The following is a 16,004-nucleotide window of genomic DNA, read 5'->3' as shown; positions in this document are numbered from 1 at the left end:
CCAGCTCGGCCTGCCACGACTCGACATCAACGTAAGTCACGAACAGTCAACGCGACCAGAAGCCAACCGATACGCATGTGCCGTTGCAGTACTAGGGCTGCAGCGCTTCGCGCAGCTGGCGCCGGGAACCGATACCGAGCTTGGCGAAGACCTTACGCAGATGCCATTCGACCGTGCGCGGACTGAGGAACAGCCTCGAGCCCACCTCGGGGTTGGACAGCCCGTCGCGGACCAGCAGCGCGATCTGCCGCTCCTGGGCGGTCAGCTCGCCGTCGGTCGCGGCCTCAGGCGTACGCCGCCGGGCCGTCTCCCCGGTGGCCAGGAGCTCCCGCCGGGCCCGGTCGGCGAAGCCGGCCATGCCGATGGCCGAGCTGATTTCGTACGCCGTCCGCAGCTGCACACGCGCATCGACGCGCTGGCGGCGGCGACGCAGCCATTCGCCGTAGAGCAGGTGGGCCCGCGCCAGTTCGGGCCGCAGACGGGTGCGCCCGAGCCGCTCGATCGCCTCGGCGTACAGCGATCGGGCCGCCGGCCCGTCGCTGACCAGCGCCCGGCACCGCGCCACGACGCCGGTCGCCCAGTCGCTGTCGCACAGCTCGGTCGCCTCGACCAGGTCGGTCAGCGCCGCCCCGGCCAGTTCGGCGTCGCCCGTCCGCGCGGCCGCCTCGACGAGTTCCGGCAGGGCCCACGCCGAGATCCACGGATCGGCGGACGCCGCCGCGGCCCGGGCCGCCCCCAGCGCCTGCTCATATCGCGCCAGCCCGTTGCCGAGCACCGCGGCCGTCCAGTGCCCGACCGCACCGGGTGCTGCCGCCCCGTCCCCCCGCAGCGCGGCGAGGAACAGCCGCGCGTCGGGTTCGACCGGCATGCCGATCGCCTTCCCGACCCGAGCGGCCTCGGCCGCGATCGCCTCGGCCGCGTCGAATTCCCCGTTCCAGGCGGTCACCACGGCGAGCGGGACCAGGCTGCGCGGCAGTTCGGTGAGCGCACCGGCGGCCCGGGCGGCGTCGGCGGCCCGGCCCAGCGTGTCGCGCATGGCATCGTCGTCCCACAGCGCGGCCCCGACGCCGCCGGCCAGCCACCCCCACCGGGCCGGGATCGGCCGGGTGGCGAGGGCGGCGGCCGCCCGCGTGAGCAGGGGGATCGCCTCGCCCGGCCCGTCGGTGACCAGCCGGGCGTAGCCGGTGAGAATGAGGTCGAGCAGCCCCGGCTCCCCCGCCGGCGGAGGCACCGACCGCGAAACCGCCGCCAGCCGACTGGCGGTCCGGGCGCGGCCGACCGGATGATGTCCGGCCGGGTGCTGTCCGGCCGGGTGGCCTGCAGGCGGACCGTGAGCGGACGGGTGCTGTCCGGCCCCGTGACGTGCGGCCGCGTGGCCTGCGGGCGGATCGTGTGCGGGCGGATCGTGTGCGGGCCGGTGCGGCGGGGGCGGCGGGGGCGGCGGGGGCGGCGGGCCGGAAACCTCGGCCAGGTTGCGGGCGGCGCGGGCGGCGGCACCCCAGGCAAGCAGGTAGGCCTCGCGAGCCAGGTCAAGGTCGAACGGCTCGAGCTGCCGCGCCGCAGCCAGCATCGCCGAGAGCGCCTGGTCGGCGACGTCGACCGGCTCCAGCCGGCCCGCGTAGGCGGATCCAGGCCCCCCACCGCCGACCCGACCGAGACCGGCACCGTCAAACCGGCCGACACCGCCACCATCAACCCAACCGACACCGGCCCCGGCCACCGGACCGAGACCGCCACCGTCAACCCGACCGACACCGGCCCCGGCCACCGGACCGAGACCGCCACCGTCAACCCGACCGACACCGGCCTCGGCAGCCGGGCCGAGGCCGACCCGATCGGCCGGAGCAACACCCGCACCGTCAACCCGACCGAGGCCGTCACGGTCAACGCGATTGAGGCCGTTGTCAGCCGCCGGGCCGAGGCCGGCCGGACCGGCCGGGCCGAGGTTGTCACGGCCGACGGGCCCGAGGTTGTCACGGCCGACGGGCCCGAGGTTGGCGCGATCGGCCGGGCCGAGAGTGCCAGGGCCGGCCGGATCGAGGCTCGAGCGGTCCGCCGGACCCGGGCCGGCGGGGTCGAGCGGTGCGATGCCGGCCGCGTCGGGCGGGGTCGGATGGGCGGTGCCGGGCCGGGCCGGAGGGGCGCCGGCAGGCCGGGTTGGATGGGCGCCGGCGGGCGCCGGGTGGGTGGTGCCGGGCCGGGCCGGGTGGGCGCTGTCGAGGAGTGCGAGGCGGGCCCGGACGAGCTGGGCCTTCGCCCGCACCAGGTCGTCCTCGGCGTCGCGGGCGGCCACGCCGGCCAGGGAGCGGGCGGCCTCCAGGTCGCCGGCCCGCAGGCTGACGTCGGCCGCCGTGGCCGCGCGGGTGGCGCGCCGGGCCGGGTCGGCGGTCAGGGCCACCGCGCGCTGCCGGAAGGCGGCCGCGGCCGCGAGACCACCACGGTCGCGGGCGCGGCCGGTCGCCTGTTCGAGGGCGAGCGCGACCGACTCGTCGGGGGCCGGGGCCGCGGCGGCCAGGTGCCACGCCCGGCGGTCGGGGTCGGTGCGCTGGTCGGTCAGCCGGGCGAGCACGCGGTGCGCGCGGCGCCGGTCCTCGTCCGGCGCGGACCGGTAGGCCGACAACCGCACGAGGGGGTGCGCGAAGGTTACGCGTACGTCGATGGCCAGAAGCCCCTCGATGCCGGCGCCGAGCGCCGAAGCCGGAGTGACGCCGAGCTGTTCGGCGGCCCGCCAGACCAGGGCCGGGTCGCCGACCGGTTCGGCCGCCGCGACCAGCAGGAGCAGCCGGGCCGGCCCGGGCAGCGCCGCGATGCGTTCGCGCAGGGCCGGGTCGTCCGGGCTGTCCGCCGAGAGCAGGGCGAAGCCGCCGGCCAGCCGCGGTACGGGCAGGCCGTTCGGGAAGTCGCGCAGCGCCAGCGGGTTGCCGCGGGTCTCGGCGACGATCCGATCGAGCACGTGCGGGTCGAACGGGCCGTGGGTGACCGAGCGGAGCAGCGCCTGCGCGTCCGCCTCGGGCAGCCCGGCGATCTCCAGCTCGGGGAGTCCGCGCAGGTCGGGAGCCCGGTCGCGGGCCGCCATCACGAGACCGACCGACTCGGCGAGCAGTCGGCGGCCGACGAAGCCGAGCACCTGGGCCGACGGCCGGTCGAGCCACTGGGCGTCGTCGACCAGGCAGAGCAGCGGGCCCTCGGCCGAGGCGTCGGAGAGCAGGCCGAGGACGGCCAGCGCGACCAGGAAACGTTCGGGCGGGCGGCCGTCGCGGGTGCCGAAGACCGTTTCCAGGGCCGTACGCTGCGGCGGCGGCAGCTTCGGCAGCCGGTCGAAGAGCGGCGCGCAGAGCCGGTGGAGCGCGGCGTACGAGAGCTCGGTCTCCGCTGCCAGGCCGGTGGTGCGCAGGAGGCCCAGCCCGGTCGCGGTGGCCGCGGTGTGGTCGAGCAGGGCCGTCTTGCCGACCCCGGCCGGCCCGTGCAGCACCAGCACCCGGCTCTCGCCCGCGCGCAGGGCAGCGAGCAGCGTGTCGAGAGCGGACCGTTCCGGTCCGCGCCCGAGCAGCTCGACGCCGTGCCCTGTTTCCTGCCCCCGACCCGCCACGTTGCCCGCCTTCGTCACGGTTCGTCCGCTGGTGAAGACTGCGCATTGCCGTGGTCATCCTGACCCGGATCCCGGCTCAGCAAAAGGCCCCCGAGTGTCCCGTTTCGGCGCGCGACCGGCCTCCCTCGAGAAGATCCTCGCCGAATTTCGCGGCCTCCTGAGTGGACCGCACGCGCCCGCATCGCGAGCAGGGACGGCGTGCTGGACCCCCCGGGGCGGCCGCGCAGACCGGCCTGAAAAGACCCTGGCCGCCGGTTACCCTCGGCCATTTTGAGATCACGCTACGCAATAGAAAGCCTTGCTCGTAGTTCGATGCTCGACTATGTTTCGATCTAGTTAAGGCCCCGTACCAGTAATCGGAAACGGGAGTGCCGAATGCCTACGTCCAAGTCTTTTTCCCTGATCCCGGCGGTCGTCCTCGTCGTCGCGACGATCGGAATCCCCGCCACCTCCGCCTCCGCGGCCGCCGCCCCGTCCTGCCCCTGGGTCGGCTCGCACGCCTCGCTCGACGACCGCACCGCCGAGGTGGTCGGGCAGATGACCCTGGACGAGAAGATCGCCATGGTGCACGGGGCCGGCGGGTCCGCGTACACCGGCTACATCCCCGGGGACAGCCGGCTCTGCATCCCGGCCCTCAAGATGCAGGACGGCCCGGTCGGCGTCCGGATGGCGAACACCACCCAGCTGCCGTCGGCCTCCACCCTCGCGGCCTCCTTCGACCCCGATCTGGCCCGCCTCTACGGCGGCGTGATCGGTGAGGAGGACAAGACCAAGGGGGTCGACGTCGACCTCGGGCCGACGATCAACATCGTCCGCGACCCGCGCTGGGGACGCGCCTTCGAGTCCTACAGCGAGGACCCCTGGCTGACCGGGCAGATCGGCGCCGCCGACATCGAGGGCATCCAGGGCCAGGGCGTGATGGCGCAGGTCAAGCACTACGCCGTCTACAACCAGGAGACCAACCGCAACACGATCGCGGACAACGCGATCGTCGACGACCGTACCGTCCGCGAGATCTACACCGCCGCGTTCGGTGACATCGTCACCGAGGCCGACCCGTCCTCGGTGATGTGCTCCTACAGCGCGATCAACGGGGTCTTCGCCTGCGAGAACGCCTACCTCAACACGATCCTCAAGAAGGACTTCGGGTTCGGCGGGTTCATCACCTCGGACTGGGGCGGCACCCACAGCACGGTCGGGTCGGCCAACGCCGGCATGGACATGCAGATGCCGGACGGCTCCTACTTCGGCGCGGCCCTCAAGGCGGCCGTGCTGGCCGGTCAGGTGCCGCAGAGCCGGCTCGACGACATGGTCAGCCGGATCGTGGTCGAGGAATTCCGGTTCGGACTGTTCGACCACCCGTCGCCCGACACCCCGGACGCGATCGCGGCGAACGCCGAGCACATCGCGACCGCCCGCGACGTCTCCCAGGACGGGACGGTGCTGCTGAAGAACGACGGCGCGATCCTGCCGCTGAACGACAAGAAGCTCAAGTCGATCGCGGTGATCGGCGACGGCGCGGGGCCGAACACGATGTCGCACGGCGGCGGCAGCGCGGTCGTCAACGGCACCGGGACGGTCACACCGTACGACGGCATCAAGGCGCGCGCCGGCCGGCGGATCGACGTCGAGTACGCCCAGGGCAACGCCCCGGCGACCGGCGCGCTGCCGGCGATCGGCGCGCAGTACTTCGGTTCGGGTCTGCAGGGCGCCTATTACGACAACACGACGCTGTCGGGCACGCCGGTCGCTACGCGCACCGACCCGGACGTCTCGTACACCTGGACCGGCAGCCCGCCGATCGCCGGGCTGGGATCGACCAACTATTCCGTCAAATGGACCGGCACGCTGACCCCGCCGACCACCGGCACCTACACCTTCGCGCTCTCCAGCGACGACGGCAGCCGCCTGTTCATCGACGGCAAGCAGGTCATCGACAACTGGCGCGACCAGGGGACGAATACGGAACAGGCCGCGGTGCAACTGACCGCCGGCCAGTCCGTACCGGTGGAGGTCGACTTCTATCAGGCCGGCGGCGACTCGGTCGTCAACCTCGGATGGCAGCCGCCCGGCGCCGACCTGCTCAAGCAGGCCACCGACCTGGCCGCGAAGTCGGACGTGGCGGTCGTCTACGCCAACGACTTCGAGTCCGAGGGCAGCGACCTGGCGGACATCGACCTGCCGGGCACCCAGAACCAGCTGATCAGCGCGGTCGCGGCGGCCAACCCGCGCACGATCGTGGTGCTCAACACCGGCAGCGCGGTCACGATGCCGTGGCTGAATCAGGTCAAGGGTGTCTTCGAAGCCTGGTATCCGGGCCAGGAGTCGGGCAACGCGATCGCCGGGCTGCTCTTCGGCGACGCCGATCCGTCGGGCAAGCTGCCGGTCACCTTCCCGGCCTCGCTCGCCCAGGTGCCGGCCTCGACGACTGCGCAGTGGCCCGGCGTCGGCGGAAGGGTCGAGTACTCGGAGGGTCTGAAGGTCGGCTACCGCTGGTACGACAGCCAGGGCCTCACCCCGCTGTTCCCGTTCGGCTACGGCCTCTCGTACACCTCGTTCCAGGTGAGCAACCTGACGCTGTCGAGCGGCACGCTCGCCGAGAACGGCAAGCTGTCGGCAAGCGTCGACGTGACCAACACCGGGTCGCGGGCGGGATCCGAGGTGGTCCAGCTCTATCTGACCTCCCCGGCCGCGGCCGGCGAGCCGGCCGCCCAGCTCAAGGCCTTCGCGAAGGTCGCGCTTTCCGCGCACCGGACCAAGCGCGTACGCCTTCAGCTGAGCGCACACGACGCCTCGTACTGGAACACCGACGCCCAGGCCTGGACGCTCGCCGCCGGCTCCTATGCCGTACGCGTGGGTACGTCGTCGCGGGACCTGCCGCTGTCCGCATCGTTCACTGTGGACCACCACCGGTCCCCGCTTCACCAAGGTGACCGCACCGGCCGTGGCCACACCCGGTAAGGATTTCACGGCCACGACGGCGTTCACCAACGACGCGACCGAAGCGGTGACGTCGGCCCGCACCACATTGCGGCTGCCGTCCGGGTGGACCGCGAAGGCGCTCACACCGGCGACGTACGCCTCGGTCGCTCCACGTCAGACGGTGACCGCCCGCTGGTCGGTCACCGTTCCGGCCGGGGCGGCCGGCGGCTCCGCCGCGGTCACCGCCACGACCCGCTACACCGGGTCGGACCACCGGCCTGCCGCCTCGGGCACGGCGAACGTCAGCATCGCCTACCCGGACCTGGCCGCCGCCTTCAACGCGGTCGCGGTCAGCGACGACGCGAACCCGGCGGCCGGCAACTTCGACGGCTCGGGCTACAGCTATTCGGCGCAGGCCCTCGCCTCGGCCGGGGTCACCGCGGGCGGCCCGATCGGCGGCTTCACGTGGCCGTCGGCCGCGCCCGGCCAGCCGGACGTCGTGACCGCCCAGGGCCAGGTGATCCTGCAGGGCGGCTCCGGGCCGGCGCTCGCCTTCCTGCTCGCCGGGACGAGCAGCCTGCAAAGTGGGACGGTCACCGTGACCTACACCGACGGGACCACCTCGTCGGGCACGGTCACCGCCCCCGACTGGTACAACAACGCGGCCGCGCCGGGCTCGGCCCTGGTCGTGACCACGCCGCACTGGAACCGGCCCGCCGGCAGCACGTTGCCGGCCGATCACCAGGTCAGCCTGTACTCGAGTTCGGTGCCGCTGACCGCCGGCAAGACCGTCGCCTACCTGACCCTGCCGTCCAACAGCGGCCTGCACGTCTTCGCCACCGCCGTAAGTCCGCCGACCGCCCGGTAATGGCGTTGCCCTTGCCGGGCAGGGGCAATAACGTTGTCGGCACCGAAGGCTTTGGAGGCCCTGATGTCATGTTCGTCGAGTTGTCGCCCGGGCTAGGCATCGCCTTCTGCACGTTTTGACACCGCCGCCCGGACGACCGGGCGGCGGCTTTTTGCCGGCCGGCCCGCGCAGGGAGACGCCAGCCGATAGGCGCCGGCCGCCGCCTCGAAAGCGGTTGGGGGTAAAACCCGTGGGCGTTCGACTCGCCCCGTCTCCGCGAAACCCGGCCGTATGCCCGAGTGGTGAGGGAACCGCCTGCAACGCGGTCAACGCCGGTTCGATTCCGGCTACGGTCTCCGACGTACCGGAAAAGGCGGCCCCACCTTCAGTCGACCAGGCCGGACTGGTAGGCGAACACCACCAGCTGGGCGCGGTCGCGGGCGCCCAGCTTCACCATCGCGCGGCTGACGTGGGTGCGGGCGGTCGCCGGGCTGACCACCAGGCGCTCGGCGATCTCGTCGTTGCTCAGGCCCTCGCCGACCAGGCCGACGATCTCGCGTTCCCGGTCGGTCAGGGTGCCCAGCCGGGGGTGCGGCCGGGTCGGGCGGGCCGTGCGGTGGGCGAACTCGGCGACCACGCGGCGGGTCACGCTCGGCGAGAGCAGGGCCTCGCCGGCGGCCACGACACGGATCGCGCGCAGGAGTTCGGCCGGCTTGGTGTCCTTGATGAGGAAGCCGCTGGCGCCGAGGCGGAGCGCGTCGAAGACGTACTCGTCGAGTTCGAACGTGGTCAGCACCACCACCCGGGTGTCCCGGGTGCGCGGGTCGCCGGCGATGCGGCGGGTGGCCTCGATGCCGTCGACGCCGGGCATGCGGATGTCCATCAGGACCACGTCGGGGCGCAGCTCGCGGGCCAGTTCCACGGCGCGCAGGCCGTCGGCGGCCTCGCCGACCACGGTCAGGTCGTCCTCGCTGTCGAACAGGGTCCGCAGGCCCAGGCGGACCAGGTCCTGGTCGTCGGCGATCAGCACACGGATCACAGCGGAAAGCTACCGCGTACGCGAAAGCCGCCGGCGGGCCCCGGGCCCGCCTCGAAGGTTCCCCGGAGGGCCGTGACGCGTTCCCGCATGCCGTTGATGCCGTGCCCCTCCTCGGCCGGGCCACCGCGACCCGTATCGGTCACCGTCACAATCAGCGCCTCCGGTTCGTGGTCGATGGTGACGGTCGCCCGCGCCGGGCCCGCATGCCGGAGCACGTTGGTGAGCGACTCCTGGACGAGACGGTAGGCGGCGACGTCGACGGCGACCGGCAGATCCCCCGGCGTACCCGGGAACTCGACAGTGACCGGCACGCCCGTGCCGGACATCCGCTCGACCAGGTCGGGCAGGCGGGCGAGGCCCGGGGTGGGAGCGCGGAGACCCGAAGGGTCGGAGCGGCGGATTACCGCGAGGGTGGTCCGCAGCTCGTCGAGCGCCTCCTTGCTGGTGCGGCTGATCGCGATCAGCGCCTCCTCGGCCTGCTCGGGGCGCTTCGGCAGCAGATGCAGGGCGATCTCGGCCTGCATGTTGATCGCCGAGAGGCCGTGGCCGACCACGTCGTGCACCTCCTGGGCGATGCGGAGGCGTTCCTCGAGGAGGTGCTCGGCTTTCACCCGGGCGTTGCCCTCGGCGGTCGTCCGGGCAACGACGCCGACGGCGAACGGAACGATGGTCCAGGCCGAGAACGGCAGGACTCCGGTCGGGGTGGCGCCGGAATCCCCGACCGCACCGTGCACGAGGAGCGCGATCGTGCTGAGGGCGCAGGCGCTCGCCGAGATCCGCAGCGGAAGGCGCCGGCCGACGGTGAAGACGGCAACCACCAGCGAGATCTGGATCGGGCCGTACGGGAAGCCGAGGATCAGATAGAGCGAGGTGGCGGCGGTGGTCGCGGCGAGGGCGGCGAGGGGCGCCCGGCTGCGCGCGACCAGGGCGAGCGCGGCGATGGTGACCAGTGCGTAGGCGAGCGGGCCGAGGCGGTCACTGCCGTGCTGCACGTAGGCCGCCCAGCGGGTGCCGAACAGGCCGATCACCAGCACGATGAGGGCCACGGCGGCGTCCCTCGTCCATTTGGCCATGCGGCCCATCCTGCCCGGTCGGGGCCGGGGCAGCGTCGGCCGCCGGGCGGCTTTTCCGGTACGTCGGAGACCGTAGCCGGAAACGTAATTAAAGGGCGGACGGTGGATTGATCGCCGACTTCGAGATCCCGGAGTCGGTGACGCCCCGCTTGGCCAGGATCTTGGCGTAGTCGCCGGTGGCGGCGTGACGACCTACGCGGCGAACCGGAGCCTGGCCATCGACCCGCCGGCCCCCGACGGCTCGGTGGTTCTCGACTTCAACCGGGCCACCGACCTGCCCTGCGCGTACACCGAGTTCGCCACCTGCCCGCTGCGCCCGTCCGGGAACCACCTGCCGATCGCCGTCGAGGCGGGCGAAAAGACCCCGGCGGTGGAGGTCACGGTTTGACGGTTCCTGGCCCGGGTAGGCGCGAAGCATGAACAGTCTCGTGCGCGCGGGCCTGCTGGGCGCCGCGACCGGTGCCCGGAGCGCCACGCCGCTGGCCGCGCTGGCCGCGCAGGGTGACAACCGGTGGCTCAAGGTTTTCGCCACGGCGGCGGCGGGCGGGGAGCTCATCGCCGACAAACTTCCGGCTACGCCGAGCCGCGTGAAACCCGCACCCCTGACCGCCCGCATCGTGACCGGGGCGGTGGCCGCCGGCCTGGACGCCCGGCGCCGGGGGCGCGGCGTGGCCGGGCCGGCCCTGGTCGGCGCGTCGGCCGCCGCCGTGGCCAGCTACGCCGGGGCGTGGTGGCGGGCCTTCGCGACCCACCGGGGCTACGCCACGCCGGCCGCCCTGGCCGAGGACGGCGCCGCGATCCTGCTCGCCACCCTCGGCTCTAGTCGTCGGTGAGGAGATCGATGACGGCCTTCTCGCCGCCGTTGCGGGCCACCTCGCCCTGCTCGAACTTCTCGACCACGCGCGGGTCCACGTAGGCGCTGCGGGCCACCGCGGGCGTGTTGCCGAGCTTGTCGGCGACGTCGCGCATCGCGGCGGCCACCGCCTTCTTGCGGGCCGTCTTCGTCGGCTGCGGGCCCTTGTCGGCCAGGGATGCCGCGGCCGCGGCGGTTCCGTGCCAGGTGCGGAAGTCCTTCGCCGTCATCCCGGCGTCGCGGAGGTAGGCGTTGACGTCCTCGGCGTGGATCTCGTGCCAGCGTTTGCCCTCGTAGTAGGCGAACAGCCGGTCCTGGTCGCGGCGCCGGCGCCGGAGGTCCCGCAGGACCTGGCAGACCTCGCCGTCGCCGACCGAGACCGCGTGCGAGATACCCGACTTGCCGGTGAACTCGAGCAGCACGCAGCCGCCCTTGCCACGAACGTGCTCGGGCCGCAGCGTGGTCAGCCCGAACGACGGGTCCTCCGCGCGCTGGGCCGACTCGTCGCCGCCCACCCGCAGGTGACCGAGGTCGAGCAGCCGGACCATCGCGGCGAGCACCCGGTCGCGGGTCAGGCCGCGGCCGGACAGGTCGCCGCACAGCTGCTCGCGCAGCTTGGGCAGTTCGGCGGCGACTTCCAGCGCGTGGTCGAACTTCTTCGAGTTCTGCCGGGTGCGCCAGACCTCGTGATACATGTACTGCTTGCGGCCGGCCGCATCGCGCCCCGTCGCCTGGATGTGGCCGCGCGGATCCGGACTGATCCACACGTCCTCCCACGCGGGCGGGATCACCAATGCCTTGATGCGTTCGACCGCCTCCGGGTCGTGAAGGGGCTGACCGTGCTCGTCCACGTACCGGAAACCGCGCCCGGACCGCCGCCGGCCGTAACCGGCCTTGCCGGGGTTGCTGCGCCGCAGGCGCATGGGAACTCCTTCGAGAAAGAAGGGCGGCGGGGAGATCCGCCCGATCCTCCCGCCGCGGTCACGCCCGTGCGGAAGGTCAGCGCTTGCCCTTGCGCGCGGCGGTCTTCTCGTCGCGGACGCCCTCGGTGAGCAGGGTGCCGGACTCGGTTTCGAGGTGGGCGCGGACGAACCAGTGGAACTGTTCCAGCCGGCCGGTCTGCGCGACCAGCATGTCCTCGGTGACCGGGTCGGCCTGTTCGGCCTTCTCGATCGCCTCGCGGTGGGCCTCGAGGATTCCGCTGTAGACGATGTCGAGGGCGGCCAGGTGGGCGTTCGTGTCGGCGCGGCCGATCGAGTAGTCGTCCCAGCTGCGCTGCGCGACCAGGGCGCCCGGCGTGCCGACCGGGGAGCCGCCCAGCGTGGCGATGCGCTCGGCCAGGTCGTCGACCATCAGCCGGACGGCGTCGACCTGCGGGTCGAGCATCTGGTGCACGGCGATGAAGTGCGGGCCGACGACGTTCCAGTGCACGTGTTTGAGGGTGAGCGCGAGATCGTTCAGTGCGTTCAACCGGTCCTGCAGCAGGGCGATCACCTCGCCCGCGGCGTCCGGCTTCATCCCCGGGACGGTGTAGCCCGGGGCGCTGTTCTTACGGGTACGTGGAGGCATTTCCGCGGAATTCCCTTCTGTGGCAACGCCAAACCGGCCTACAGGAACTCGGTGCGGTACATCTCGATGAGCTCGCCGTAGTGCGGCCCCATGTTGGCGATGTAGACCTCGTCGAAGCCGGCCTTCTCGTACGCCTGCAACTGCGAGGCGTGCTTGGCCGGATCGGGTCCGCAGGCCACCGACTCGCGCATCATGTCCTCGGTGACCAGCTGCGACGCCTGCTCGAAGTGCTTCGGCGACGGCAGCACCTGCGAGAGTTCGCCCGGCACGCCGCTGTTGGGCCACAGCCGGTGCGCCGTCTTGACGCCCTCCTCCTCGGTCCGCGCCCACGACCCCTTGAACCCGCCCTGCACCGGCTTGTCGCCGCCGCCCATGTCGCGGAACCGGCGCACCAGGTCGGCGTCCGGCATCGTCGACACGTAGCCGTCGCCGATCCGCGCCGCGACCTCCAGGGCCCGGGGCCCGAACGCCGAGACGTAGACCTTCGGCGGCCGCGGCGGCAGCGTGTAGACCTGGGCCTGGTCGACCGTGTAGTGCTTGCCGTGGTGGGTCACGAATCCGCCGTCCCACAGCTCCCGCATCACCCCGACGGCCTCTTCGAGCATCTCCAGCCGTTCCTCGGCGAACGGCCACCGATCACCCAGGATGTGCTCGTTGAGTGCTTCGCCGGTGCCGACGCCGAGCACGAAACGGCCGTCGTGCAGCACCGCGCTGGTCGCCGCCGCCTGCGCCACGACGGCCGGGTGGATGCGCATGATGGGGCAGGTGACGGCGGTCGTCACCGGAATGCTGACGACCTGGCTGAGCGCTCCGATGATGGACCAGACGAACGGGCTCTGCCCCTGCTCATCGTTCCACGGGTGGTAATGGTCGGAGATCCAGAGGCTCTGGAAGCCCGCTTCCTGAGCCATTTTCGCCTGCTCGATGAGCTGGGCCGGCGTGTATTCCTCGCACGACAGGAAGTATCCGATTCGCATCCGGACCGGATACCCCCTGTCGGCTCAGCCAAGCGCCTCGCGTGCGGCTTCGAGGACTTCTTTCTCGCCGATGGCGAGCAAGGCCGGATGCGGGGGGCCGGGCCGGTCGCCCGGCTCGCTCCGGGTGCCTTTCCAGAGCTTGCGGTGGTACGCGCGGTCCGGCGGTCCCCACCTCTCGGGCGACATCGGCCCGAACAGGGTCACCGAGGGGGTTCCGTACGCGGTGGCCAGGTGCGAGATCCCGGTGTCTCCGCTGATGACGAGCCGGGCGTGGGCGACCAGGGCGGCCAGTTCGCCGAGACCGGTGGTGGGCACGTCGTGTCCGGTGAGGCCGGCCGCTTCGGCGACGCGTACGCCCAGAGGCCGCTCGTCGCCGCCAGCCGTGACCACGATCCGGTGCCCGTCGGCGCGAAGCGCCCGGGCGACCGCCGCGAAGCGCTCCGGGGGCCACCGTCGTGTGCCGGATTTCGCGCCCGGGTGGATGATCGTGAGTCCGCGCGGCACCTCGATGTTCGGGGTCGCCAGGCCGAGTTCTTCCCGGTCGGCGGGCACGCCGTAGTGGTCGAGGAGCCGGCACCAGCGGGCGACCTCGTGTTCCTCGCCTGTGGATAACCGGATCGGATCGTCGGGTCCGGGCGCTACTGTCGGCCCCACCCAACCGGGGTGGGGGGCGGTTTGTGGCGGGGCGAAGATCCATGGCGGCCCGTCGAAATGTCCGGCTTCGGCATTCCGGAAGGCCCACAGCTTGCTCGGTGAGACCGCCTGCAGCAAGCGGTGCGACTCGGGCCCGCTGCCGTGCAGGTTGACGGCGATCGCGGGCTGCAGATCATCCGGCAGGCGCGCGTCCAGGCCGGGCGTGTCGACGACGGCGCTGACACCGCCGATCAGATCGATCAGCGGCGTCAGGCCGACCGGCGCGGCGAGAGCCAGCGGCTCGGCCGGATACACGGTCCGCAGCCCACGGATCGCGGGCACGGCCGTGGCGAGATCGCCCAGGCCGAGCGCCCGCAGAACCAGGATCACGGGTAGGAGCTTTCGGTTTCGGCCGCGATGACCAGTTCCCGGACCGCGCAACCGACCGGTTGGGCGAGCGCGAACATGATGGCCGCGGCGACGTTGGCCGGGTCGTTGAGGATCGCGTCCGGGCCCGGCTTGTACTGGTCGTCGCGCTCGTCGAAGAACTTCGTCCGCATGCCGCCGGGGATGACCAGGGTGACGTTGACCTGGCCGGCCAGTTCGGCGGCGAGCGAGCGGGTGAAGCCGACGACCCCGAATTTGGCCGCGCAGTAGGCCGTCGCGTCGCCGACCGCCTTGATGCCCAGCGTCGACGAGATGGTGACCACGCTGCCGTGGGACTGTTTGAGGGCGGGCAGCGCGGCCCGGATCACGGCCGCGGTGGAGAGCAGGTCGATGGTGACGATGCGGTCCCAAGTTTCGCCGGGGATGTCGGCCAGGGCGCCGGGCACGTCCATGCCGGCCGCGGTGACCACGCCGTCGACGGTGCCGCCGGCCCGCTCGACCGCGGATCGGGTTGCCTCCTCCGCCGCCCGGGTGTCGGCCAGGTCGCAGGAGATCCACTCGATGCCCTCGCGGGGCGGCTGCCGGTCGATGACGTACGGCCGGCCGCCCGCCTTGACCACCGCTTCGACGACGGCGGCACCCAGGCCGCTCGAACCACCGGTGACGATGACTGCATCCATGCTCATTTACCTCCGGATCGGGCCGCGGCGATAGTGCGGGTGGTGGAGCGGCCGTCGACGTACGGGACGATGACGGTCTGGCCGCCCCAGGTCTTGACCAGTTCGGCTTCGGGCAGGTCGGGGCCGCCGTCGGCGTAGTCGCCGCCCTTGACCCAGATGTCGGGCCGCAGCCAGGTGAGGACCGCGGACGGGGTCGTCTCGTCGAAGACGACGACGGCGTCGACGCAGTCCAGGGCGGCCAGCAGGCGGCCCCGGTCGGCTTCGGCGTTGAGGGGCCGGTCGGGGCCCTTGAGGTCCCGGACCGAGGCGTCGCTGTTGAGGCACACGATGAGGCAGTCGCCGAGGGCCCGGGCCGCGCGCAGGGTGGCCAGGTGACCGATGTGCAGCAGGTCGAAGCAACCCCCGGTGGCCACGACGGTTCCCCCGCGCGCTTTCACCTCGGCGGCGATGCGGCCGGCCTCGTCCGCCCCGATCCGGCCGGGCTCGGCGTCGGGTTCGGGCGGGGACAGGGCCGCCGTCACGCCACCGGCGGCGACGTAGGCGGTCGCTTCGGAAACCGCGGTCTGAACGGCTTCGGACACCAGCGCGCCGTCGGCGAGAGCGAGCGCGGCCGCGGAAGCGAACCGGTCCCCCGCTCCGCAGGTGTCGCCCTGCACCGCGCCCGGGGTGGCGACGGCGAGCGGTGTCGGCCCGGAATGGCAGAGCACCGCGCCGTCGGCACCGCACGTCACCACGACCGCACCGGCCCGCCAGCGCTGCCGCAGCACATGCCCGGCCCGCTGGGCGACGACCAGCGCCGAGCCGCCACCGGCGTCGCCCGCGAGCTTGCACACCTCGGCCAGGTTCGGCGTCACCAGGCGGGCGTCCGGCACCGGCGCCGGCCCGTTCGGGTGCGGGTCCCAGACCAGCGGCGCCTTGGTCTCACCGAGGGCCGCCCGGATCGCGGGATGCCGGGCCACCCCGCGGCCGTAGTCGCTCACCAGCAGCGCCGGTGCCGTCCGGATCACGTCGAGGGCGGCCGCAGGCGCGTCGCCGGGCGCCTGCGGCTCGCCACCCCGGTCCAGGCGCAGCAGCACCTGACCGCCCGAGCGCAACCGCACCTTCTCCGGCGTGGAGCCGGGCAGCGGCAGCGCGTACACCTGAACACCGGCCGCCGTGAGCAGCTCGGTGAGCCGTTCCCCCGCGGCGTCCGCCGCGATCGCGGTGACCAGTGCGACTTTGCGGCCGTCCGCCGCCGCGAGCATCGCGGCGAGGCCGGCGCCGCCCGGCCGCTCGGAGGCCGATGCCTCGTCGAGCACCGGGGCCGGTGCGTCCGGGGCGATCCGGCGGACCGCTCCCTCGACGTCGCGGTCCAGCAGGGTGTCACCGACGATCACAAGATCGGGCTTTTCCATGACAGGGCTCCCCAGGAAGCGATCGATGTGCTCGCACAGGA

13 protein-coding genes and 2 tRNA genes are annotated in these 16,004 nt (G+C 72.8%); 6 read left to right on the top strand and 9 right to left on the bottom strand.

The features are described from left to right. Window positions 1-91 precede the first annotated feature (91 nt). On the bottom strand, window positions 92-3,589 hold the full coding sequence (locus tag ACIA5C_RS22905) for an AAA family ATPase (RefSeq protein ID WP_396057669.1): 3,498 nt from the start codon (window positions 3,587-3,589) through the stop codon (window positions 92-94). Window positions 3,590-3,964: 375 nt separating this feature from the next. Between ACIA5C_RS22905 and ACIA5C_RS22900 the strand changes: the two genes are divergently transcribed. From ACIA5C_RS22900 to ACIA5C_RS22885, 4 genes are all read left to right on the top strand, one after another. Then, window positions 3,965-6,550, top strand: coding sequence for a beta-glucosidase H (locus ACIA5C_RS22900; protein WP_396057667.1), 2,586 nt, complete (start codon window positions 3,965-3,967; stop codon window positions 6,548-6,550). Continuing rightward, entirely contained in the window at window positions 6,534-7,379 is an 846-nt protein-coding gene (locus ACIA5C_RS22895) for an NEW3 domain-containing protein (RefSeq protein ID WP_396057665.1), read from the top strand. Before ACIA5C_RS22900 ends, ACIA5C_RS22895 begins: the two co-directional genes overlap by 17 nt. A 171-nt stretch (window positions 7,380-7,550) precedes the next feature. Further along, window positions 7,551-7,635: transfer RNA gene (locus ACIA5C_RS22890), tRNA-Ser, on the top strand. Between the two features lie 8 nt (window positions 7,636-7,643). Then, window positions 7,644-7,714: transfer RNA gene (locus tag ACIA5C_RS22885), tRNA-Cys, on the top strand. Window positions 7,715-7,743: 29 nt separating this feature from the next. Here the strand turns inward: ACIA5C_RS22885 and ACIA5C_RS22880 are convergent. Continuing rightward, complete coding sequence (locus tag ACIA5C_RS22880) at window positions 7,744-8,397, bottom strand: response regulator (protein WP_396057663.1); 654 nt, start codon at window positions 8,395-8,397, stop codon at window positions 7,744-7,746. Further along, window positions 8,394-9,470, bottom strand: a complete 1,077-nt coding sequence (locus tag ACIA5C_RS22875) for a sensor histidine kinase (protein WP_396057661.1) — start codon at window positions 9,468-9,470, stop codon at window positions 8,394-8,396. The genes ACIA5C_RS22880 and ACIA5C_RS22875 overlap by 4 nt, the downstream gene beginning before the upstream one ends. 184 nt (window positions 9,471-9,654) lie before the next feature. On the opposite strand from ACIA5C_RS22875, the gene ACIA5C_RS22870 reads away from it, so the two are divergent. Both ACIA5C_RS22870 and ACIA5C_RS22865 read left to right on the top strand, forming a co-directional pair. Beyond that, complete coding sequence (locus ACIA5C_RS22870) at window positions 9,655-9,858, top strand: DUF1684 domain-containing protein (protein WP_396057659.1); 204 nt, start codon at window positions 9,655-9,657, stop codon at window positions 9,856-9,858. Window positions 9,859-9,886: 28 nt separating this feature from the next. Further along, complete coding sequence (locus tag ACIA5C_RS22865) at window positions 9,887-10,303, top strand: hypothetical protein (RefSeq protein WP_396057657.1); 417 nt, start codon at window positions 9,887-9,889, stop codon at window positions 10,301-10,303. Here the strand turns inward: ACIA5C_RS22865 and ACIA5C_RS22860 are convergent. The 6 genes from ACIA5C_RS22860 to ACIA5C_RS22835 form a co-directional block, all read right to left on the bottom strand. Further along, a complete protein-coding gene (locus ACIA5C_RS22860; RefSeq protein WP_396057655.1) occupies window positions 10,290-11,246 on the bottom strand; it encodes a DNA topoisomerase IB in 957 nt (318 codons plus the stop codon). The two genes, ACIA5C_RS22865 and ACIA5C_RS22860, sit on opposite strands and share 14 nt — an antisense overlap. A 76-nt stretch (window positions 11,247-11,322) precedes the next feature. Next, window positions 11,323-11,892 carry a Dps family protein gene (locus ACIA5C_RS22855; RefSeq protein WP_396057653.1) on the bottom strand — a complete coding sequence of 190 codons (570 nt, stop codon included), beginning with the start codon at window positions 11,890-11,892 and terminating at the stop codon, window positions 11,323-11,325. A 38-nt stretch (window positions 11,893-11,930) separates the two neighbouring features. Further along, entirely contained in the window at window positions 11,931-12,869 is a 939-nt protein-coding gene (locus ACIA5C_RS22850; RefSeq protein ID WP_396057651.1) for a TIGR03557 family F420-dependent LLM class oxidoreductase, read from the bottom strand. 24 nt (window positions 12,870-12,893) lie between these two features. Next, on the bottom strand, window positions 12,894-13,892 hold the full coding sequence (locus ACIA5C_RS22845) for a glycosyltransferase family 9 protein (protein ID WP_396057649.1): 999 nt from the start codon (window positions 13,890-13,892) through the stop codon (window positions 12,894-12,896). After that, window positions 13,889-14,569: an SDR family oxidoreductase gene (locus ACIA5C_RS22840; protein ID WP_396057647.1), complete on the bottom strand. Its 681-nt coding sequence runs from the start codon at window positions 14,567-14,569 to the stop codon at window positions 13,889-13,891. The genes ACIA5C_RS22845 and ACIA5C_RS22840 overlap by 4 nt, the downstream gene beginning before the upstream one ends. Window positions 14,570-14,571: 2 nt before the next feature. Further along, window positions 14,572-15,963, bottom strand: a complete 1,392-nt coding sequence (locus ACIA5C_RS22835; protein WP_396057711.1) for a PfkB family carbohydrate kinase — start codon at window positions 15,961-15,963, stop codon at window positions 14,572-14,574. Window positions 15,964-16,004 lie beyond the last annotated feature (41 nt).

The sequence above is a fragment of the Actinoplanes sp. NPDC051343 genome (assembly GCF_044455125.1).
Classification (GTDB): Bacteria; Actinomycetota; Actinomycetes; order Mycobacteriales; family Micromonosporaceae; genus Actinoplanes.
The sequence above is the reverse complement of the archived record's forward strand: the minus strand, read 5'-3'. Positions and strand labels throughout refer to the sequence as shown.